At 32.1% G+C, this 23,311-nt stretch carries 24 protein-coding genes; 23 read left to right on the top strand and 1 reads right to left on the bottom strand.

The window, feature by feature from the left end; genetic code table 11:
- Positions 1-258 precede the first annotated feature (258 nt).
- From V6C74_RS06120 to recO, 9 genes are all read left to right on the top strand, one after another.
- Positions 259-966: an NfeD family protein gene (locus V6C74_RS06120; protein ID WP_002436552.1), complete on the top strand. Its 708-nt coding sequence runs from the start codon at positions 259-261 to the stop codon at positions 964-966.
- Between the two features lie 17 nt (positions 967-983).
- Positions 984-1,973 (top strand): flotillin-like protein FloA, encoded by a 990-nt coding sequence (gene floA, locus V6C74_RS06125; protein WP_002436747.1) that lies wholly within the window; start codon positions 984-986, stop codon positions 1,971-1,973.
- A 16-nt stretch (positions 1,974-1,989) separates the two neighbouring features.
- Positions 1,990-2,697, top strand: coding sequence for a hypothetical protein (locus V6C74_RS06130; protein WP_002453355.1), 708 nt, complete (start codon positions 1,990-1,992; stop codon positions 2,695-2,697).
- Positions 2,698-3,017: 320 nt separating this feature from the next.
- Positions 3,018-3,965 (top strand): PhoH family protein, encoded by a 948-nt coding sequence (locus V6C74_RS06135; protein WP_002453354.1) that lies wholly within the window; start codon positions 3,018-3,020, stop codon positions 3,963-3,965.
- A complete protein-coding gene (ybeY, locus tag V6C74_RS06140; RefSeq protein WP_002436567.1) occupies positions 3,966-4,436 on the top strand; it encodes an rRNA maturation RNase YbeY in 471 nt (156 codons plus the stop codon). It abuts the gene before it with no gap.
- Positions 4,437-4,438: 2 nt separating this feature from the next.
- Positions 4,439-4,795 carry a diacylglycerol kinase family protein gene (locus V6C74_RS06145; RefSeq protein WP_002453353.1) on the top strand — a complete coding sequence of 119 codons (357 nt, stop codon included), beginning with the start codon at positions 4,439-4,441 and terminating at the stop codon, positions 4,793-4,795.
- A complete protein-coding gene (cdd, locus tag V6C74_RS06150; RefSeq protein WP_002453352.1) occupies positions 4,796-5,200 on the top strand; it encodes a cytidine deaminase in 405 nt (134 codons plus the stop codon).
- Positions 5,200-6,102: a GTPase Era gene (gene era, locus V6C74_RS06155; protein WP_002436750.1), complete on the top strand. Its 903-nt coding sequence runs from the start codon at positions 5,200-5,202 to the stop codon at positions 6,100-6,102. The genes cdd and era overlap by 1 nt, the downstream gene beginning before the upstream one ends.
- 31 nt (positions 6,103-6,133) lie before the next feature.
- Entirely contained in the window at positions 6,134-6,889 is a 756-nt protein-coding gene (gene recO / locus V6C74_RS06160; protein WP_016898194.1) for a DNA repair protein RecO, read from the top strand.
- 108 nt (positions 6,890-6,997) lie between these two features.
- Here the strand turns inward: recO and V6C74_RS06165 are convergent, their stop codons facing one another.
- Entirely contained in the window at positions 6,998-8,389 is a 1,392-nt protein-coding gene (locus tag V6C74_RS06165; RefSeq protein WP_002453350.1) for a glycine--tRNA ligase, read from the bottom strand.
- A gap of 351 nt (positions 8,390-8,740) precedes the next feature.
- Here V6C74_RS06165 and V6C74_RS06170 point away from each other — a divergent pair, with 351 nt between their 5' ends.
- The 14 genes from V6C74_RS06170 to rpmG all read left to right on the top strand — a co-directional run bounded on the left by V6C74_RS06170 (position 8,741) and on the right by rpmG (position 23,264).
- Positions 8,741-9,364, top strand: coding sequence for a helix-turn-helix transcriptional regulator (locus V6C74_RS06170; protein ID WP_072093086.1), 624 nt, complete (start codon positions 8,741-8,743; stop codon positions 9,362-9,364).
- Positions 9,365-9,375: 11 nt separating this feature from the next.
- On the top strand, positions 9,376-10,194 hold the full coding sequence (locus tag V6C74_RS06175) for a pyruvate, water dikinase regulatory protein (protein ID WP_103175538.1): 819 nt from the start codon (positions 9,376-9,378) through the stop codon (positions 10,192-10,194).
- A gap of 60 nt (positions 10,195-10,254) precedes the next feature.
- Entirely contained in the window at positions 10,255-12,039 is a 1,785-nt protein-coding gene (gene dnaG / locus V6C74_RS06180; protein ID WP_103175539.1) for a DNA primase, read from the top strand.
- Between the two features lie 290 nt (positions 12,040-12,329).
- Complete coding sequence (gene rpoD / locus V6C74_RS06185; RefSeq protein ID WP_002436727.1) at positions 12,330-13,436, top strand: RNA polymerase sigma factor RpoD; 1,107 nt, start codon at positions 12,330-12,332, stop codon at positions 13,434-13,436.
- Positions 13,437-13,591: 155 nt separating this feature from the next.
- Positions 13,592-14,284 carry a tRNA (adenine(22)-N(1))-methyltransferase TrmK gene (locus V6C74_RS06190; protein ID WP_002453346.1) on the top strand — a complete coding sequence of 231 codons (693 nt, stop codon included), beginning with the start codon at positions 13,592-13,594 and terminating at the stop codon, positions 14,282-14,284.
- A complete protein-coding gene (locus tag V6C74_RS06195) occupies positions 14,271-15,371 on the top strand; it encodes a Nif3-like dinuclear metal center hexameric protein (protein ID WP_016898192.1) in 1,101 nt (366 codons plus the stop codon). The genes V6C74_RS06190 and V6C74_RS06195 overlap by 14 nt, the downstream gene beginning before the upstream one ends.
- Positions 15,372-15,406: 35 nt before the next feature.
- Entirely contained in the window at positions 15,407-16,750 is a 1,344-nt protein-coding gene (locus V6C74_RS06200; RefSeq protein ID WP_002453344.1) for a DEAD/DEAH box helicase, read from the top strand.
- A 9-nt stretch (positions 16,751-16,759) separates the two neighbouring features.
- A complete protein-coding gene (locus V6C74_RS06205; protein WP_002433664.1) occupies positions 16,760-17,650 on the top strand; it encodes a deoxyribonuclease IV in 891 nt (296 codons plus the stop codon).
- Between the two features lie 137 nt (positions 17,651-17,787).
- Complete coding sequence (locus V6C74_RS06210) at positions 17,788-18,591, top strand: metal ABC transporter ATP-binding protein (RefSeq protein ID WP_095325524.1); 804 nt, start codon at positions 17,788-17,790, stop codon at positions 18,589-18,591.
- A gap of 30 nt (positions 18,592-18,621) precedes the next feature.
- Entirely contained in the window at positions 18,622-19,485 is an 864-nt protein-coding gene (locus tag V6C74_RS06215) for a metal ABC transporter permease (RefSeq protein WP_002453342.1), read from the top strand.
- Positions 19,472-19,888, top strand: a complete 417-nt coding sequence (locus V6C74_RS06220) for a Fur family transcriptional regulator (protein ID WP_002433544.1) — start codon at positions 19,472-19,474, stop codon at positions 19,886-19,888. The genes V6C74_RS06215 and V6C74_RS06220 overlap by 14 nt, the downstream gene beginning before the upstream one ends.
- Positions 19,889-20,162: 274 nt before the next feature.
- Positions 20,163-20,762, top strand: coding sequence for a superoxide dismutase (locus V6C74_RS06225; protein ID WP_002453341.1), 600 nt, complete (start codon positions 20,163-20,165; stop codon positions 20,760-20,762).
- Positions 20,763-20,881: 119 nt separating this feature from the next.
- Complete coding sequence (locus V6C74_RS06230) at positions 20,882-23,017, top strand: penicillin-binding protein 2 (protein ID WP_002453340.1); 2,136 nt, start codon at positions 20,882-20,884, stop codon at positions 23,015-23,017.
- A 97-nt stretch (positions 23,018-23,114) separates the two neighbouring features.
- Positions 23,115-23,264: a 50S ribosomal protein L33 gene (rpmG, locus tag V6C74_RS06235; protein ID WP_002433802.1), complete on the top strand. Its 150-nt coding sequence runs from the start codon at positions 23,115-23,117 to the stop codon at positions 23,262-23,264.
- Positions 23,265-23,311: the final 47 nt, after the last annotated feature.

The raw sequence follows: 23,311 nt of genomic DNA on the forward strand, positions 1-23,311 counted from the left end.
ATGTTAATTATATATAATAGATACCCTAGTTATTAGAACTAGGGTATTTTTTTATACTATGCTAACTACTTTAATTATTCTCGTAAAATTATTTAAACGTATTGCTCAATTAATTAAATCTTTTTCATTTTTCAGATAAATAAACAAATATTATTAAAATTAAATTGTTAAGATACAAATTACCAATTTATATATTAGTGAAATACTATATAATGGGTGCGTTTTCATGTATAATTAATATGAGGGCGAGGTGAAATAGTGAATTACTCCTATCTAATACATACGTTGCTTTTTACAAGATTCACTAGTGAAAATAGTTGGGCTGATAATCTATCAAGTTTTATTACTCAACCTTTTATTTCACTAATTCTTACGTGTATAATCTTCCTAGGCTTTTTGTATCAATTATATTCAAAACGCATTAACTTGATTGGAATTATTGCTTCACTAGCATTATTACTTTTATTTTTAGGATTCCTTATCAATGGAGATGTAAATGTTTTATCAGTATTATTGTTTACTATTGGTGTCATACTAGTTATTATAGAACTGTTTATCATTGGTGCTGTGATAGGTATTATTGGTATGCTACTCATAACTCTCAGTATCATCATGCTAGGAAATAATATTATACTCATGCTTGGTAATGTAATAGTTGCGTTAATTTTATCAATAATTGAATGGGTGATATTAGTGAAAATTTTCAACAAGAAAATACCATTTCTTGATAAAGTGATCTTAAAAGATTCAACAAATTCAGAGGCTGGTTATCGTTCACATGACGACCGCTCTCACCTTGTAGGTAAAACTGCTCAAACAATCACTGACCTTAGACCTGCTGGGATTATTACTTGTGACGATGAAAGAATAGATGCAGTTTCAGACGGCACATTTATTTTAAGAAATAGACAAGTAAAAATTCTTGAGGTTGAAGGTACGCGTGTAGTTGTGAGAGAAATAGAATAAAATTAAGGAGCGATTTAATGTTTGGTATTGGTTTTATAATCATTGCTGTAATTATTGTAGTAGCTTTACTCATACTATTTTCTTTTGTACCTATAGGATTATGGATTTCTGCTATAGCAGCAGGCGTTCACGTAGGTATTGGTACCCTTGTAGGTATGCGTTTAAGAAGAGTTTCACCTAGAAAGGTCATTGCACCTTTAATTAAAGCACATAAAGCAGGTTTAAAATTAACAACAAATCAATTGGAGTCACACTACCTAGCTGGTGGTAACGTTGATAGAGTTGTTGATGCAAATATCGCAGCACAACGTGCAGATATTGATTTACCATTTGAACGAGGAGCGGCAATTGATTTAGCAGGTCGTGATGTACTTGAAGCAGTTCAAATGTCAGTTAACCCTAAAGTTATTGAAACACCATTTATTGCTGGTGTAGCGATGAACGGTATTGAAGTTAAGGCAAAAGCTCGTATTACAGTTCGCGCAAATATAGCAAGATTAGTCGGTGGTGCTGGAGAGGAAACAATTATTGCCCGTGTAGGTGAAGGTATTGTTTCTACAATTGGTTCAAGTGAGCATCACACTGAGGTTCTAGAAAATCCAGACAATATTTCTAAAACTGTGTTAAGTAAAGGTTTAGATTCAGGTACTGCTTTTGAAATTTTATCCATTGATATTGCAGATGTAGATATTAGCAAAAATATCGGTGCTGATTTACAAACTGAGCAAGCTCTTGCAGATAAGAATATTGCTCAAGCGAAAGCTGAAGAGCGCCGTGCTATGGCAGTAGCTTCTGAACAGGAAATGAAAGCTCGAGTACAAGAAATGAGAGCGAAAGTAGTTGAAGCTGAATCAGAAGTACCATTAGCAATGGCTGAAGCTCTTAGATCAGGTAATATTGGAGTTAAAGATTATTATAATCTTAAAAATATTGAAGCAGATACTGGCATGAGAAATGCTATTAACAAACGTACTGATCAGAATGATGACGAATCACCAGAACAATAAATAATGAGGTGATTAAATGAATATCGGTATTATCATATTTATAATATCTGTTATTGTAACCGGTATTAGCGCGCTACGTGATAAAAGTCATGAAAGCAGACAAAATCAAAAGCCACCTCAAAATACGCAAGGTGATAATCAACCCAAAAAAGGTGGTTTCTTTGAAGAATTAGAAAAAACATTTAAAGAAATTAACGATGAATTAAATGATGAACCCGAGAAAAAGCAACGAAGAGAATTTGAAGAGACGCTTCCACCTTTAAGTAAAAACCTTGAAGATGAAGATGCTAACTCTCAAACAGAAAATAAATCGTCTAAAGAAACGCATAAACAATCGGAAGTCAAAAATCATCCTAAACCTGATCCAACACCATATAACCAGGATAATCCTAGACCTCAACCTGTTACTTCAACTTCACGAGATGAAAGTGCAGAAAAATTAAGAAAAGAACTCGAGTCCAATTTGACTCAGGATTTAAAAAATGTTCGCAACGAAATTGATAGAGAAAAAGAAAAACAACTCGAATTGATTGAGAAAAAAGCAAGAGACATTATTGAGGATAAGTATTTATCAGAGAGAACTAAACGTTATCGCTTAAAACAATTACTTAATTCTCAAAACATTGAACATAATATGTCTCATTCTGCTTTTCAATTTGATAAAGATGAAGTAATAAATGGTCTGATTTGGTCAGAAGTTTTAAGTAAGCCAAAGCAACTTTAAATTTCTTAATTAAAAATTAAAGAATTAGCTATTGTATTAACATTAGAGGGTAAAACTATGTATTCATGCTTAAATATTGAATACTGTTTTACTCTCTTTTTAGTTTGTCTAATTAGTATGAGTTTAGTAAAATTTTAGTAAGAAATAATATATATTCAGTAGTATTTGTTCAATAATTTTGAAGCAAAGCATAATCACATCATTAAGATGAATAAGAATGATATAATGTGTTTGGATATTGTTTTTATTAAAAATAACAAATTAGTCTAAAATTTTTAGCTAATAAAACTTATTATTGTAACTTGTAAAGGAGCGCGTTTATGCCAGGAATAATTCAAATTGACGACATTAATCAATCACAAGCTTTAATGGGAAATAATGATGAGCATTTAAAAACTATTGAAGATAATTTTGATGTCGTGATACATGCTAGAGGTCAAGAAATAGCAGTTAAAGGCGAAAAATTAGAGCATGTTGAAAAAGCAGAATTAGTTCTCACCAATTTACTTAAAGTTATAGAATTAGGTAATACAATTACACTTAAAGACGTAGAGGCTGCTATTAAAATGGCAGACAATAATACAATTCAACATTTACTTGATTTGTATGATGAAGAGATTACTAAAGATGCATTTGGTAAAACGATTCGTGCTAAAACAATGGGACAACGTATGTATATCAATGCTATGAAGAGAAATGACTTAGTATTTGGAATAGGTCCTGCTGGTACAGGTAAAACATTTTTAGCAGTTGTATATGCAGCTAAACAATTACGTAAAGGTTCAGTTAAACGTATCGTATTGACTAGGCCAGCTGTTGAAGCAGGAGAATCTTTAGGTTTCTTACCAGGTGACCTAAAAGAAAAAGTAGATCCATATTTACGTCCTCTATATGATGGATTAAATACAGTATTAGGTAGAGAACAAACTGAGAGATTCATCGAGAGAGGTATTATTGAGATTGCGCCACTTGCTTATATGAGAGGTAGAACATTAGATGATGCGTTTGTTATTTTAGATGAAGCTCAAAACACAACGCACGCACAAATGAAAATGTTCCTAACTCGTTTAGGTTTTGGTTCAAAAATGGTAGTTACAGGTGACCAAACTCAAATCGACCTACCAAAAGGTGTAAAAAGTGGCTTAAAAGAAGCAATTAAGAAATTATATGGGGTCAATGAAATTAGTATTATGAAATTAGATCAAAGTGACGTTGTAAGACATCCACTTGTAAGTAAAATTATAGATCGTTATGAAGGAGTTGAGTAAATGTTTACAATTGACTTTAGTGACCATACCGATTTAGTAAAGAATGAATGGTATGAACAAATAGATTCATTACTTACCTTTGCTAAAAAACAAGAACATATTGATAGTGAGGCTGAACTTTCAGTAACATTTGTAGATAAAGATGAAATTCAAAATATCAATAAAATGTATAGAGATAAAGATAAAGTCACTGACGTCATCTCATTCGCTTTAGAAGAAGACGAGCCAGAAATCGATATGAATGAACTTGATATACCTCGAGTTTTAGGCGATATTATTATATGTACAGATGTAGCACATGAACAAGCTGAAAATTACGGACATTCTTTTGAACGTGAATTAGGTTTCTTAGCTTTACATGGTTTTTTACATTTATTGGGATATGATCATATGACAGATGAAGATGAAAAAGAAATGTTTGGTCGACAAGATGCAATTCTTAATGCATATGGTTTAACAAGAGAATCATAATAATGAGACGTTTTAAATACGCTTATGATGGCTTTACAGCCATTTTGAAAAAAGACCAAAATTTCTTACTTCACATATTAGCAGGAATTATCGCTATTATTATGGGGTTTATTTTTCATATCAATCGATCTGAGTGGATGTTTATATTATTCTCAATAGCTTTAGTATTGAGTCTAGAAGCTATCAATACATCAATTGAATTTGTGGTTGATTTGGTAACAACCGATTATCATGAATATGCTAAACACGCTAAAGATATCGCTGCTTTTAGTGTTGTAATTGTGTCTGTTTTAGCATTATGTATTGGATTAATAGTTTTTGTACCACATATTTTAAGTTTATTTTTGGGAGGAAAATAAATGAGTTATCAATCGCATTACTTTAAGGAAGTTAGAGAGGCACAAAGTAAAGCTTATGCTCCATATAGTCGCTTCAAAGTTGGTGCCTATTTAAGAACTAAGGACGGACGTAGTTTTCATGGAGCAAATGTAGAAAATGCTGCATATTCCATGGCAATTTGTGCTGAACGTTCAAGTCTTGTTGCAGCAATCTCAGAAGGATACAAACCAGGGGATTTTGAATCGATAACCGTTACTGTTGATTCGGATAAACCCTCCTCACCATGCGGGGCTTGTAGACAAGTACTTAAAGAACTTTGCGATGATGATATGCCTGTGTATATGACTAATCATAAAGGAGAAATGATTAAGTCTACTGTAAACGAATTATTACCATTAGGATTTTCAGGAAAGGATTTAAATTAATGACAGAAGAACATAAATCAGGATTTGTATCCATCATTGGTCGACCTAATGTTGGTAAATCTACATTTGTAAATAGAGTAATAGGGCATAAAATTGCGATTATGTCAGATAAAGCTCAGACAACACGTAATAAAATTCAAGGCGTCATGACAAGAGACGATGCACAAATCATCTTCATTGATACGCCAGGTATTCACAAACCTAAACATAAACTTGGTGATTATATGATGAGAGTTGCCAAGAATACACTATCAGAAATAGATGCAATTATGTTTATGGTTAACGTAAACGAAGATATTGGTCGTGGCGATGAATATATCATGGAAATGCTTAAAAATGTTAAAACGCCTATCTTTTTAGTATTAAATAAGATTGACCTTGTGCATCCGGATGCTTTGATGCCTAGAATTGAAAAATATAAAGAATATATGGACTTCACAGAAATTATACCAATTTCAGCACTTGAGGGATTGAATGTAGATCACTTTATAGATGTGTTGAAATCTTATTTACCTGTAGGTCCGAAATACTATCCTGACGACCAAATTTCTGACCACCCAGAACAATTTGTTGTTAGCGAAATTATCCGTGAAAAGATATTACATTTAACAAGTGAAGAGATACCTCATGCAATAGGCGTTAATGTTGATAGAATGATTAAAGAAGATGAAGACAGAGTTAGAGTTGAAGCAACGATTTACGTTGAGCGTGATTCTCAAAAGGGTATAGTCATCGGTAAAGGTGGTAAAAAACTTAAAGAGGTAGGTAAACGTGCACGTCATGATATAGAGATGCTATTAGGATCTAAAGTTTACTTAGAACTCTGGGTAAAGGTACAACGTGATTGGAGAAATAAAGTAAACTTTATACGACAAATTGGTTATGTAGAAGACCAAGATTGATTGATAGAGAGTCGGTGAATGAGTCATGTTAATGAAACAAAAAGGCATCATAATCAAATCAGTAGATTATGGCGAATCTGATAAAATCATCACAATTTTAAATGAATATGGCGCTAAAATACCTTTGATGGCTCGACGTGCGAAAAAAGTTAAATCTGGATTACAAGCTCATACACAAATGTTTGTGTATGGCTTATTTATTTATAATAAATGGCGTGGCATGGGAACACTCAATTCTGTAGATGTGATTAATCAACATTATGAATTACAGCTTGATTTATTTGAAAGTAGTTATGCATCGTTATGCACAGAGACTATTGAAAGATCTATGGAAGAAAATGAAGTTTCGAAGTACAATTATGACTTACTCTATTTTGTACTTACTAAGATAGCAGAGGGCACATCAGCACAACTCATGTCTATCGTAGTATTATTGAAGTGTATGTCTAAATTTGGATTTACAGCTTCATTTAATCAGTGTGTGATTACTGGAAATGAAGATCAATCTAAATTAGTAGGTTATAGTTTCAAATTCGATGGCGCAATCTCTGAAGAAGTATTATATCAGGATCCACACGCTTTCAAATTAACAAATCGCTCGCTTTATCTATTAGATATACTACAAAAACTACCTATCAATAAAATGAATTCATTGAGTATTCATAAAGAAATCTTAGATGAGATGTCAGAACTTATTATCATGCTCTATAGAGAATATGCTGGTATGCTTTTTAAGAGTCAAAAATTAATTAATCAACTTAAAAGATTAGAAAGTGATCCACACTAAACCGTTTTATTTCGATAAACGGAATAGTGTGGATTTTTTATGCAATAAAAATACTCTTACCTAAACATTTATTGTGTCAAAGTAAGAGTATTATTGGGTAATAAGTTATTAAAATTTAACTTTCTCTGCAAAGAATGTTTCTAATTCTGAAATTGGCATACGTACTTGTTCCATTGAATCTCTGTCACGTACAGTTACTTGATTATCTTCTAATGAATCAAAGTCGAATGTAATACAATATGGTGTACCGATTTCGTCTTGTCTACGGTAACGTTTACCAATTGATTGTGATTCGTCGAAATCAATAGAGAAGCTTTGACTTAATTGTTCAAAGATTTTAATCGCTTCGCTTGATAATTTTTTACTTAAAGGTAATACCGCAGCTTTATATGGTGCTAAGGCAGGGTGGAAATGCATTACAGTACGTGCATCTTTACTTCCTTCAACACCTTCTTCTTCATATGCGTCACATAAGAATGCTAACGTTACACGATCAGCACCTAATGAAGGTTCGATACAATACGGAACATATTTTTCATTTGTTTCTGGATCGTGATATTTAAAGTCTTCACCAGAGTGTTCGCTATGCTTTTGTAAATCGAAGTCTGTACGGCTTGCGATACCCCATAATTCGCCCCAACCAAATGGGAATTTGTATTCAATATCAGTTGTAGCGTTAGAGTAGTGAGATAACTCATCTGCATCATGGTCTCTTAAACGCATATTTTCTTCATTAATATTTAAATCTTTTAACCATTGACTTGCAAAAGTTTTCCAGAAGTTTTGCCATTCAATTTCTTCACCAGGTTTGCAGAAGAATTCTAACTCCATTTGTTCAAATTCTCTTGTTCTGAAAATGAAGTTACCAGGTGTAATCTCGTTACGGAAAGATTTACCGATTTGACCAATACCGAACGGTAATTTTTTACGCATTGAACGTTGTACATTTTTATAGTTAACGAAAATACCTTGAGCTGTTTCAGGACGTAAGAACAATTCGTTAGTGGAATCTTCAGTTACACCTTGGAAAGTTTTAAACATTAAATTAAATTGACGAATATCAGTCCAATTTGCAGTGCCACTTACAGGACATACAATACCTTCATCATCAATAATTTGTTTCATTTCATCAAAGCTTAATCCATCAGCGATGAAGTTTTCATCACCTTTTTCTTTTTGCATGTAATCTTCAATTAATTTATCCGCACGATAACGAATTTTACTATCTTTATTATCGATCATAGGGTCATTAAAGTTGCCTAAGTGACCTGAAGCTTCCCAAGTCTTTGGATTCATTAAAATAGCTGCATCAATACCCACATTATATGGAGATTGTGTGATGAACTTTTGCCACCAAGCTTTTTTAATATTATTTTTAAGTTCAACGCCTAACGGGCCGTAATCCCATGTATTTGATAAACCACCGTAAATGTCACTACCGGGGAATACGAACCCTCTATGTTTTGCTAATTGAACAATTGTTTCCATATCTTTTGCCATAAATTAACTCTCCTTAGACATAAAAAACGCCCCAAGACAATATATACATATTAGTAATGTATTATTATCTTGGGACGAGTTTTAAAAAGTATTTTTACTCATATGTATTGTTATAATACAATATGGTTACTTACAATTTTTAACCCGCGGTTCCACCCAAATTAGTGCAGACACTCGCTTTTATTTCATTAATAAGTCATTCGCCAATATAAGTTGTTAAGCTCGCACCATCCTTAACTCGCTTTAACTTTATTCTAATTGAAAGAATTTTTAATAGCAAGTATTTATATGTATTTGTAGCAATTTATAATAAAAGTTATAATAGAAAGTATTCAAGAGGGGTGAAGACCTATAGAACTTAGTAAAAGACAGGAACTAATAATTGAGATTGTCAAATCTAAAGGACCGATCACAGGTGAGCATATCGCTGAAAAATTAAATTTAACAAGAGCTACGTTAAGACCGGACTTAGCTATACTTACTATGTCTGGTTTTATAGAAGCGAGACCTAGAGTAGGTTATTACTATTCAGGTAAATCGAAAAATAAAATTATTAATGAACAATTGAGACAATATGTGGTTAAAGATTATATGTCTCAACCAGTTGTCATTAAGGAAGAAATGTCAGTTTATGATGCAATATGTACTATATTTTTAGAAGATGCAGGGACATTATTTATAACTAATAATGACAATGACTTCGTAGGCGTATGTTCTAGAAAAGATTTATTAAGAGCATCTATGATTGGTGAGGATATACATACAATGCCTATCAGTGTAAATATGACTAGAATGCCACATGTGACATATTTAGAAGAGGAAGAACTTGTAATATACGCTGCCAATCAAATGATAGATAACGAGATTGACTCACTACCAATTGTAAGGAAAAAAGACAATAAAAAATACGAGGTAATTGGTCGAATCTCTAAAACAACTATAACTAAATTATTCGTATCATTATTCAAAGAATAGGTGGTAAATACATGGACATTATAAAGATAATTGTAGCCTCAGATTCAATTGGTGAAACTGCAGAGTTAGTTGCAAGAGCAGGAGTATCTCAATTTAACCCTAAACAATGTAAACATGAATTTCTTCGATATCCATATATTGAATCATTTGAACATGTAGATGAAGTTATTCAAGTAGCTAGAGATACCAATGCAATTATTGTATACACTTTGGTTAAACCAGAAATTAAAAAATATATGCTTGCAAAAGTCGAAGAATTTTCATTAAAATCTGTCGATATTATGGGACCTCTAATGGATTTATTATCGGATTCAATTGATGAAACACCATATTATGAACCAGGAATAGTTCACAGGCTAGACGATGCGTATTTTAAAAAAATTGATGCAATTGAATTTGCTGTGAAATATGATGACGGAAAAGATCCAAAAGGATTACCAAAAGCCGACATCGTTCTGTTAGGTATTTCTAGAACTTCTAAAACTCCATTATCTCAGTATTTAGCACATAAAAGTTATAAAGTGATGAATATACCTATAGTTCCTGAAGTAACTCCACCTGATGCATTATTTGATATTAATACCTCTAAATGTATTGCTTTAAAAATAAGTGAAGAGAAACTAAATCGCATACGTAAGGAAAGATTAAAGCAATTAGGTTTAGGAGATAAGGCTAGGTATGCCACAGAGGCACGTATTCAAGAAGAATTGAATTATTTTGATGAATTAGTTAATAAAGTAGGTTGTCCGGTCATAGATGTTACTGACAAAGCTATTGAAGAAACAGCGAATGATATCATACATTTAATTGAAGAAAGTAAATCGAAATGATTTCATTTTCCGTAGAAAAAAGATATAATTATATGACTAATATTTGATAGGTGATTCCATTTGCGTATAGATCAATCGGTCATTAATGAAATTAAAGATAAAACAGATATATTAGATTTAGTAAGCGAATATGTAAAATTAGAAAAAAGAGGACGCAATTATATCGGCTTGTGTCCTTTTCATGATGAAAAGACACCTTCGTTCACAGTATCTGAAGATAAACAAATTTGTCACTGTTTTGGTTGTAAAAAAGGTGGCAATGTCTTTCAATTTACACAGGAGATTAAAGATGTACCTTTTGTAGAAGCTGTTAAAGAACTTGGCGAACGTGTAAATATTAAAGTTGATGTGGGGCAAACTCAATATAATCAACAATCTCAAATGGCTTCAGACGATTTAAAAATGATAGAAATGCATGAGTTAATTCGAGATTACTATCATTATGCCTTGATGAAAACTGTTGAGGGTGAAGAGGCTTTAAACTACTTGCGTCAGCGTGGTTTTACTGACGAACTCATCAAGCAGAGACAAATTGGATATGCGCCAGATAGCTCTCATTTTTGTCATGATTTTCTTGAGAAGGAGGGATATGACATAGAATTAGCTTACGAAGCGGGTCTATTGTCTCGAAATGAAGAAAATTTTAGTTACTATGATAGATTTAGAAATCGAATCATGTTTCCTTTGAAGAATGCTCAAGGTAGAATAGTTGGATATTCTGGAAGAACATATAATAACCAAGAACCTAAATATTTGAATAGCCCTGAAACACCCATCTTTCAAAAACGTAGACTCTTATATAATTTAGATAAAGCTCGCAAATCAATTCGTCAAAACGACGAAATTGTATTATTAGAAGGATTTATGGATGTTATTAAATCAGATTACGCTGGTTTAAAACAGGTTGTAGCGAGTATGGGTACACAGTTGTCCCAAGAACATATGACGTTTCTAAAAAAATTAACAAATAACATTACATTAATGTTTGATGGAGATTACGCTGGTAGAGAGGCTACTTTAAAAACGGGTCAAGCTTTATTACAACAAGGTCTAAATGTATATGTGATTCAATTACCATCCGGTATGGATCCTGATGAATACATTGGCAAATATGGAAATGAGGCTTTTTTAAACTTTGTTGCTAAGGATAAAAAGGCATTTGTACTGTTTAAAGTGGAGTCACATCAAGATGAAATTAATAATAATGATTTAGCTTATGAAAGACATTTTAGAGAAGCAACTCATGACATCGCTCAAGTTCAATCAACAATTTTACGTAATAAATTAATACAAGATGTTGCTAATATATTCAATATGAGCCCAGAAATGATCTATCATGAAATTGGTTCTAACAATATGCCACAAGTGGCACCAGCAGAATATGGATATTCTCCGCAATCTGGTTCACAATTGTTTAATAATTTAACTAAAAATGAAAAAGCTGAAAGAGCTCTATTGAAGCATTTTATGAAAGATAAGGATACCTTTATAAATTATTATCAAAAAATTAGTGATGACGACTTTACAAATAAATATTTTAAGAGTATATTTAATATTTTGCATGACTATTTTTCAGAACATGATAATTATAGTATCAGTGATGTTATGCAATACATTGATTCCAATGAGCTTAGAGAGGCATTTATTGAACTTGATCAATATACCCTCAATGATGAACCTTACGAGAATGAAATAGAGGACTACATACTAATTATTAATAATAATGATGATGAGTCAATTGAATCATTAAATCACAAACTAAGGGAAGCATATCGCATTGGTGATGTTGAATTACAAAAGTATTACTTACAACTTATTGTCGTTAAAAACAAAAATAGAATGTAATTTTAAGCTAAATCTATTAATTAGAATTTAGTAGTTCAGACTTTTACAATTAATGATTAGATTTGAACTAATGGTTACTAGAGAGGTTGAACGGGTAGAAAATTATTGTCACAACTTTAATAGTAAACTTAGATTAAAATAATAATATAACTACACATTATTGAAAGTGTTTAAATGACTTAATTGAAAGTGATAAATTTAAAATTTACAATATACAAATCATATTTAATTGATATAATATATAGTTATTGAGAGATTATCAGTATTTATCAAAATCGGGAGGCCTTTTCATGTCTGATAACCAAGTGAAAATTAAAAAGCAAACAATTGATCCGACTTTAACATTAGAAGATGTTAAAAAACAATTAATTGACAAGGGTAAAAAAGAAGGTCATTTAAGTCATGAAGAAATTGCTGAGAAGCTTCAGAACTTCGAAATGGATTCTGACCAGATGGATGATTTCTTCGATCAACTAAATGATAATGATATAACGCTTGTTAATGAAAAAGATAGTTCAGATACAGATGAGAAATTAAATCCAAATGATTTAAGTGCCCCTCCTGGTGTCAAAATTAACGACCCAGTTCGTATGTATCTTAAAGAGATTGGTAGAGTTAACTTATTAAGCGCTCAAGAAGAAATAGAGTTAGCTAAAAAAATTGAACAAGGCGATGAAGTAGCAAAATCTCGTCTAGCTGAAGCCAACTTACGTCTTGTTGTTAGTATTGCTAAAAGATATGTAGGAAGAGGTATGTTATTCCTTGATTTAATTCAAGAGGGTAACATGGGCTTGATTAAAGCTGTAGAAAAATTTGACTTTAGTAAAGGGTTTAAATTTTCAACATATGCGACTTGGTGGATTAGACAAGCAATCACTAGAGCTATTGCTGACCAAGCACGTACTATCCGTATTCCTGTGCATATGGTTGAAACAATTAATAAATTAATACGTGTTCAACGCCAACTTTTACAAGACTTAGGCCGAGATCCTGCACCAGAAGAAATTGGTGAAGAAATGGATTTACCACCTGAAAAAGTACGTGAAATCTTGAAAATTGCTCAAGAGCCTGTATCTCTTGAAACGCCAATTGGGGAAGAAGATGACAGTCATTTAGGTGACTTCATTGAAGACCAAGAAGCTCAAAGCCCATCAGACCATGCAGCTTACGAACTGTTAAAAGAACAACTTGAAGATGTTCTTGACACATTAACTGATAGAGAAGAAAATGTATTACGTTTAAGATTTGGTTTAGATGATGGACGTACAAGAACACTTGAAGAAGTAGGTAAAGTATTTGGCGTAACACGTGAACGTATACGCCAAATCGAAGCTAAAGCTTTAAGAAAACTAAGACATCCTAGTCGTAGTAAGAGACTTAAAGATTTCATGGATTAAAATAATAATGTTGGGGATGTAGCTATGAATTAATGCATATTAATTTTACCTCGCCCAATTGGATCATCACACTTGAGAGGGTGGGATAATGAATTCAACTTTTAATATACTGAATTCAATCCCGCTCTTTTTTAATACATATGAGGAGTTTAAAAATGATTAATTTAAACCAAAGATTATTGCGTGTGTGTTCATTTTTAAAAGAAGGAACGATAGCTGATATTGGTTCGGACCACGCATATCTACCTATTTATGCCATCCAAAATAAGATATGTAACAGTGCAATTGCTGGAGAAGTCATCAAAGGACCGTACAAAGCTGCGCTAAATAATGTAGCTGAAAATGACTTAGGTGATTCGATTGAAGTTCGCTTAGGAGACGGTTTAGCAGTTATCAATCATGATGATGAAATTGATAATATAACGATTTGTGGCATGGGAGGACCTCTCATTGCTAAAATTTTAAAAGAAGGTCAAGAAAAATTAACACATCACCCAAGACTTATTTTACAGAGCAACATCCAAACACAAGTTTTAAGAAATGTATTAACTTCACTGAATTATGAAGTTATAAACGAGGTTATCCTTGAAGAAAAAGGACATATTTATGAAATTGTAGTTGCTGAATTCAACCAATCTATAATGCCACTTTCTACAAAAGAAGAAAAATTTGGCCCGTATTTATTAGAGGAAAAAAATGAACATTTCTACAAGAAATGGAATAGAGAACTTGAAGCACTTTATCACATTAAGTCACAATTGAATTCATCAACGCATCATGAGAGACTAAAAGAAATTGACAGTGAAATAAATCTCATACAAGAGGTGTTAGATAATGAAATTGAGTAAACTCATGTCCATTTTAGATTATCATGTCCCATTTTCCACTGCAGAATCATGGGATAATGTCGGATTATTAATCGGTGATGAGAATCAACAAGTAAATGGTATATTAACCGCTTTAGATTGTACTGAAGAGGTTGTCGATCAAGCGATAGATAAAAATATCAATATAATCATTGCACATCATCCACTCATCTTTAAAGGTATAAAAAATATTGTTCAAACTGGTTATGGCAAAATTATACGTAAATTGATTCAAAATGATATTAATCTTATCGCAATGCATACAAATTTAGATGTAAATCCTAGTGGCGTCAATAAAATGTTGGCAGATACACTTGATTTAAATAACGTTAACCAGATTAACCAACGTTACACGACATATTATAAGGTTCAAACTTTTATTCCTAAAGAAAATGTTGAAAACTTTAAAGACCAATTAAACCAACTCGGCTTAGCTAAAGAAGAGAATTACGAATATTGTTTCTTTGAAAGTGCTGGAAAGGGACAGTTCAAACCTGTTGGAGAAGCTAACCCTTACCTTGGTCAACTTGATAGTATAGAATATGTAGATGAGATTAAGCTTGAATTTATAATTTCTGAAAATGAAAAGCAAATTACAGAACAAGCAATTATAAACTATCATCCTTATGAAACACCTGTTTATGATTTTATTAAACTACAAAGACAAAGCGAATTTGGATTAGGTATTATAGGTGAACTTCCTCATACTATGACTTTAGATGAGTTTTCTAGTTACGCTAAAGAGAAATTAAATATTAATAGTTTAAGATATACTGGTAATTCTGACGCGGTGATTAATAAAGTTGCAATGATCGGTGGTTCAGGTATAGGTTTCGAGTATGAAGCTCACAGTAATGGTGCAGATGTATTTGTTACTGGAGATATCAAACATCACGATGCATTAGACGCTAAAATACAAGGAGTCAATCTGCTTGATATCAACCACTATAGCGAATATGTAATGAAGCAAGGGTTAAAATTGTTACTAGAAGATTGGTTATTTGAGTATAAAGATATGTTCCCTATCGAAGCCTCAAATATTGATACTGATCCTTTTACTTATAAATAACAAATTGCTTATTAGACTTTAAAGGAGGCCATAACATGGCGAAACATCCATTTGAGCATTTTAATTTAGACGAAAGTTTAATTAAAGCGGTTCAAGATCTTAATTTTGAAAAACCTACAGAAATACAAAATAAAATTATCCCAAGAATATTAAAAGGCACTAACTTAATAGGTCAATCACAAACTGGTACAGGAAAGACGCATTCTTTCTTATTACCTTTAATACAAATGATTGATGTTGATCTCCAAGAACCCCAAGCCATTGTAGTTGCACCAACACGAGAGCTTGCTCAACAATTATTCCAAGCAGCGAGTCACCTGTGCAAATTTAAACAAGAAGTGAACGTTAAATTGTTTATAGGTGGTACAGATATTGAAAAAGACAAACAACGCTGTAATAGACAACCTCAATTAATTATTGGTACACCTACACGTATTAATGACCTTGCTCAAGGCGGACATCTTCATGCACACCTTGCTAGCAATTTAATTGTTGATGAGGCTGACTTAATGATTGATTTAGGATTAATCGAGGATGTAGATTATATAGCAGCTAGATTAAATGATGAAGCGCACATTGCTGTATTTAGTGCAACGATTCCTAAATCATTGCAACCATTTTTAAATAAATATTTAAGCCAACCTGAATTCGTTGAGGTTGATCATAAGTCTCATAATAAAAAGAACATTGAATTTTATTTAATACCTACAAAAGGGACTGCTAAAGTAGATAAAACGCTAAATCTAATAGATATTTTGAATCCATATCTTAGTATTATTTTCTGTAATAGTAGAGAAAATGCAAACGAACTTGCAGACTCTCTAAATAAAGAAGGTATTAAAGTAGGTATGATTCACGGTGGTTTGACACCTAGAGAACGTAAACAACAAATGAAACGTATTAGAAACTTAGACTTCCAATACGTTATTGCAAGTGATCTCGCTTCACGAGGTATCGATATTGAAGGAGTAAGTCACGTCATAAATTTCGACGTACCTAATGATATTGATTTCTTTACACATCGTGTAGGTCGTACAGGAAGGGGTAATTATAAAGGGGTAGCAATTACTCTTTATAGCCCTGATGAAGAGCACAATATTTCATTAATCGAAGATAAAGGCTATCATTTTGAAAATGTGGACATTAAAAATGGAGAACTTAAACCGATTAAAGCACACGACACAAGACGCACTAGACAACGAAAAGATGATCACTTAACAAATGAAGTTAAGCATAAAGTTCGAAGTAAATCGAAAAGAAAAGTTAAACCAGGATATAAGAAAAAGTTTAAGCAAGAAGTAGAAAAAATGAAGCGCCAAGAAAGAAAGATTTATAGTAAGAGACAAAATAAACAAAAACGTAAAAACAATAAAGGATAGGTGAATGACATGCTATTAGGTTCTCATGTTTCAATGAGTGGTAAGAAGATGTTACAAGGCTCTGCAGAAGAAGCCCATAAATTTGGAGAATCTACGTTTATGATATACACAGGAGCTCCTCAGAATACGAGAAGAAAAAGCATCGAAGATTTAAATATAGAAAAAGGACACGAGGCCATGAAAGAATATGGTTTATCTAATATCATTGTTCATGCACCCTATATTATCAACATCGCAAATACGACTAAACCTGAAGTATTCAACTTAGGTGTCGATTTTTTACAAAACGAAATTGAACGCACGCAAGCAATTGGCGCGAAAGATATTGTTCTTCATCCTGGTTCTCATGTTGGAGCTGGTGCCGACGTAGGTATTAAAAAAATAATTGAAGGACTTAATGAAGTATTAACTCATGACAATGATGTACGAATTGCCCTTGAAACAATGGCTGGTAAAGGTTCAGAAGTAGGCCGTTCGTTCGAGGAAATCGCTCAAATTATTGATGGCGTTACACATAATGATCGTTTATCAATTTGTTTTGACACATGTCATACCCATGACGCTGGTTATAATGTCAAAGAAGACTTCGATGGTGTGTTAAATGAATTTGATAAAGTTATTGGTGTAGACCGTATTAAAGTTGTACATGTGAATGATAGTAAAAATGAAATCGGTGCACATAAAGACCGTCATGAAAATATAGGATTTGGTCATATTGGATTTGATGCACTAAATTATGTTGTCCACCATGACGCATTTAAAGATATACCTAAAATTTTAGAAACACCATATGTAGGTGAGGATAAGAAAAATAAAAAACCACCGTATAAATTCGAAATTGAAATGTTAAAAGCACAAAAATTTGATTCAGATCTTAAGAATAAAATTTTAAATCAATAAATCGTTTTTACCTTTTAGGTAAAAAATAAATAGGGCGAGACAAAATCATCTATTAACTGGAATGATTTTTGTCTCGTTTCTTTTATTTAGTCGTAAACATTACTATTTACATAACTTTCACGAAGTTGTATAGTATTATGCGAGGTGAAAACATGACAACGCCAGTTTTCGAATTACGAAATATAAACTACTATTTTGATAATAAACATGTACTTGAAAATATTAATATTAAAATCAACAAAGGTGAGTTTCTAGCCATCGTTGGTCCTAATGGAGCGGGAAAATCCACCTTATTGAAAGTGATACTTGGACTATTACCTTTACAAAAAGGCGAGATTTTTGTTGAAGGAAAAATGTATAAAGGGAATAAAACTTCATTAAAAATTAGTTATGTTTCTCAAAAAGCAACAGCTTTTAATGCGGGGTTCCCAGCAAGTGTGAAAGAGGTTGTTCTGAGCGGACTAACAAAGACTAAAAGACTGTTCCAAAGATTTAATAAAGAAGATAATAAGAAAGTTGAACAAGTGCTGAAAAAATTAAATATTGCACATTTGATTAACAAAAACATTGCAGAGTTATCAGGCGGCCAACAACAGCGTGTTTTAATTGCTAGAGCATTAATATCTAATCCAAGTGTATTAGTTTTAGACGAACCGACAAATGGCATTGATGCCAAACATGTTAGTGAGTTTTATGCTACATTAGATACGCTAAAAAAAGAGGGTATTACTATTATTTTAGTAACGCATGATATCGGAGTTGTAGCTGATACTGCTACTGAAGTTGCTTGCTTAAACAAACATCTTCATTTCCATGGTACAACTGAAGATTTTAAATCTTTAGATGAAGTTGAAATTTCGAAAATATATGGCCATCCAATACAATTTGTTGATCATCAACACAATCGTGACTGTTGTAATGAAAATGTTGAAACTGGATAAGAATATAATATTTATTGAGGAGTGTAACTTGTGATAGATGCGTTATTAAATTTTGATTTTATGAGATATTCTCTTATTAGTGGTATTTTAATTGGCTTTATCGCACCTTTAATTGGCGCTTTTATTGTTGTTAGAAGACTATCTCTTATTGCTGACGCTTTAAGCCATGTCACTTTAGGCGGTATATCCTTTGGTATGTTTTTACTTACAATATTACCTACACTTTCATTTGTTAATCCCATGTGGTTTGGAATACTTTTTGCTGTTATAGGTGCACTTTTAATCGAAAAGCTAAGAACATCTTTTTCAAATTATCAAGAAATAGCAATACCTATTATTATGAGTGCAGGCATCGCACTGAGTGCAATCTTTATTTCATTAGCAGATGGATTTAATCAAGAAATTGTCGGATTACTTTTTGGATCAATTAGCGCTGTTAATTTAAGTGATTTAAATACCATTATCATAATCGCAATTATAGTTGTATTTTTTATAATATTATTTTATAAAGAATTATTTATCTTATCTTTCGATGAAGAATATAGTAAAGTCATTGGTATTCCAAAATGGATACAATTCTTATTTATTATTATTGTTGCAATGGTTATCTCTGCTTCAATGAGAGTTGTAGGAATTCTGCTAGTTAGTGCATTGATTACTTTGCCTATAGCAATCTCAATGAGAATAACTAAAGGTTTTAAACAGCTCATAGCACTAAGTGTTGCGCTAGGTGAGTTATCCGTAATAATGGGATTAGTACTTGCATTTTATATGAACATTTCACCTGGTGGTGTTATTGTAGTATTATTAGTAATCATGCTTATAATCACGATGGCTTACCAAAAGTTAAAAGTTAAGTTTAAAAAGGGAGCAATTTCAAATGAATACAAATGATGCTATTAAAATTTTAAAAGATAATGGATTAAAATATACAGATAAACGTAAAGATATGTTAGATATATTCGTTGAAGAGGATAAGTATCTTAACGCTAAGCACATTCAACAAAAAATGGATAAAGATTATCCAGGTATATCTTTTGATACTGTATACCGTAATCTTCATCTTTTTAAAGATTTGGGTATTATAGAGAGTACTGAGTTAGAAGGTGAAATGAAGTTTAGAATAGCTTGCACAAACCACCACCATCATCATTTTATTTGTGAAAATTGTGGAGATACTAAAGTCATAGACTTTTGTCCAATTGAACAAATAAAGCAATATTTACCTAATGTGGCGATTCATACCCACAAATTAGAAGTGTATGGTGTATGTGAATCATGTCAAAAAAATGCTTAAATATAGAATAAATTATGATTTAAATATCACAGCAACCTTAGAGGGGTTGCTTTTTTATTTTCAAAAAACTTGATTATTAAAACATAGGCCAATGGTCTGAAAAATTAGTTTCTAAGAATTTTCATGTTTAAATGGCTTTAAACTGAGATATACTAATGATGTAACAAAATAATAAGTAGCTATATAAAATAATTACTATGTAAGCATATTCATTGTTGCTATTAAAGCTACTTGTTATGATAATTGTACAGACAATTTAGGAGGATGATTATTTATGGCTTTTGAATTACCAAAATTACCTTATGCATATGATGCATTAGAACCACACATTGATAAACAAACTATGGAAATTCACCATGACAAACACCATAACACATATGTAACTAAATTAAACTCAGCAGTTGAAGGAACAGATTTAGAAGCTAAATCAATCGAAGAAATTGTTGCTAATTTAGATAGCGTACCTTCAGATATTCAAACTGCAGTACGTAATAATGGTGGCGGTCACTTAAACCACTCATTATTCTGGGAATTATTATCACCAAATTCTGAAGAAAAAGGTGAAGTAGTAGACAAAATTAAAGAACAATGGGGTTCTTTAGATGAATTCAAAAAAGAATTTGCAGATAAAGCTGCTGCACGCTTTGGATCTGGTTGGGCATGGTTAGTAGTAAATAACGGTCAATTAGAAATCGTTACTACTCCAAACCAAGATAACCCATTAACTGAAGGTAAAACTCCAATCTTAGGTTTAGATGTTTGGGAACATGCTTATTACCTTAAATATCAAAATAAACGTCCAGATTACATTAGTGCATTCTGGAACGTTGTTAACTGGGAAAAAGTTGACGAATTATACAAAGCATCAAAATAATTTTGCACATTTGTTAACGGTCTCATTTAGAGACCGTTATTTTTTTGTCAAAATGATAGAAAAATAATCTAATATAATATATCATTTGTATGAGACACGTTGAATAGAGGTAGGTTGTTTTGCTGAAAAGATTAAAAGAAAAATCAAATGATGAGAGAACCAGAAACACCATGAATAAGAGGATTAATTTCGTATTCGGTTTTATCGTGTTAATCTTCGCAATTTTAGTGTTAAGGTTAGGTTATTTGCAAATAGCACAAGGATCACATTATAAGCAATTAATTAAGAATGATGAAAACATAACTGTTAACGAATCAGTGCCGAGGGGCCGTATATTAGATAGAAATGGCAAAGTCCTTGTAGACAATGCTTCAAAAATGGCAATTACATATACTCGAAATCGAAAAACAACTCAACAAGAAATGTTAGATACTGCTAAAAAATTATCTGAACTTATTAAAATGGATACAGATAAAATTACTGAACGAGATAAAAAAGATTTCTGGGTACAAATACATCCTGAGAAAGCAAAACGATTAATGAAGAAAGAACAGTCATTGTTAGAGAGTGGTAATATCACTCAAGAACAATATGATAATCAACAAAGAGACAAAATTGGTAAAAAACAATTAGATGAACTTAGTAAAAAAGATTTACAAGTTTTAGCCATTTATCGTGAAATGAACGCAGGATCTACTTTAGATCCACAAACTATAAAAAATGAAGAAGTTACAGAAAAAGAATATGCTGCTGTATCCCAGCAACTTTCAAAATTACCTGGGGTAAATACTTCAATGGATTGGGATAGAAAATATCCATATGGAGACTCACTAAGAGGAATTTTTGGTGATGTATCTACTTCAACAGAAGGTATCCCTAAAGAACTAACAGAACAGTATTTATCTAAAGGATATTCTAGAAATGATAGAGTAGGTAAATCATATTTAGAATATCAATATGAAGATGTTCTAAAAGGCACTAAAAAACAAATGAAATATACGACAGATAAATCAGGCAAAGTTATAAACTCAGAGGTCATTAATCCAGGTTCAAGAGGTCATGACTTACAATTAACTATTGATATAGATTTACAGAAGAAAGTTGAATCTTTACTTGAAAAAGAAATTTCAACATTAAAAAGCCAAGGCGCTAAAGATATGGATAATGCACTTATAGTGGTTCAAAATCCTAAGAATGGTGACATATTAGCGATGGCTGGTAAACAAATTAATAAACAAGGTAAGTTAAAAGATTTTGATATTGGTAACTTTACAGCTCAGTATGCAGTAGGCTCCTCAGTCAAAGGTGGAACTTTATTAGCTGGCTACCAAAACCATGCAATTAAAGTTGGAGAAACAATGGTTGATGAACCTTTAAAATTCCAAGGAGGTCTTACTAAGCGTTCATACTTTAATAAAAATGGCAGAGTCACAATAAATGATAAAGAAGCCCTAATGCACTCTTCTAACGTATATATGTTTAAAACAGCATTAAAATTAGCTGGAGACCCTTATTTCTCAGGTATGCCACTACCTAAAGATATAGCGATAGCTGGACAAAAATTGCGTAAAGGATTAAATCAAGTGGGCCTAGGTGTTAAAACAGGTGTTGATTTACCTAACGAGACTCCTGGACAAATCGAACCATTGACTAATAATCCAGGTAATTACCTAGACTTGTCTATTGGACAATATGACACATATACGCCATTACAACTATCACAATACGTATCAACGATTGCTAATAATGGGTATAGAATTCAACCACATATCGGTCTTGCAATACATGAATCTACAAATAAAGATGATTTAGGTCCATTAAAACGAATAATTAAAGGAAACGTCTTAAATAAAGTGAACAACTCCGAAAACGAAATTAAAGAAGTACAAGATGGATTTAAAATGGCGTTTAATGAGAAAGACGGTACTGGTTACGCTAGTTTCAAAAATACTGTGGTTCCTTCGGCAGGTAAAACAGGTACAGCAGAGGTATTCCAAAACGGAGAATCTAGAGTTAACTCAACATATATTGGTTATGCACCAATTAAAGATCCTAAATTATCATTCTCTATTGTTTATACTAACCAACCTGTACCACCGCCTTGGTTAAATGGCGGAGACCTAGGCCGAGATGTTATCAACTATTATTTCAGAGACAGAGACAAAAAAGATGATAAAGAGTCATCTCACTCTGACAATAAACAACAAAACGAAAGCACTAATGAAAATAGTAACGCAGATAACAATGATAATTAGATTTGATAATAAATTATTAATAAAATCTTCTTTGCAATTACTTATGTAATTGGTATAATGATAAGGTCGTATTTAGAAAAGGTAAGGAGGAATAATCATGCGCGTAAACGTTACATTAGCTTGTACTGAATGTGGAGATAGAAACTACATCTCAACTAAAAACAAAAGAAACAACCCTGAACGTATTGAAATGAAAAAATACTGTGCACGTGATAATAAACAAACTTTACACCGTGAAACTAAATAATTAGGTTTATCTAAAGTAAACTTAATCTAACTAATCAAGAAACCTCA

The organism is Staphylococcus capitis subsp. capitis (assembly GCF_040739495.1).
Taxonomy (GTDB): domain Bacteria; phylum Bacillota; class Bacilli; order Staphylococcales; family Staphylococcaceae; genus Staphylococcus; species Staphylococcus capitis.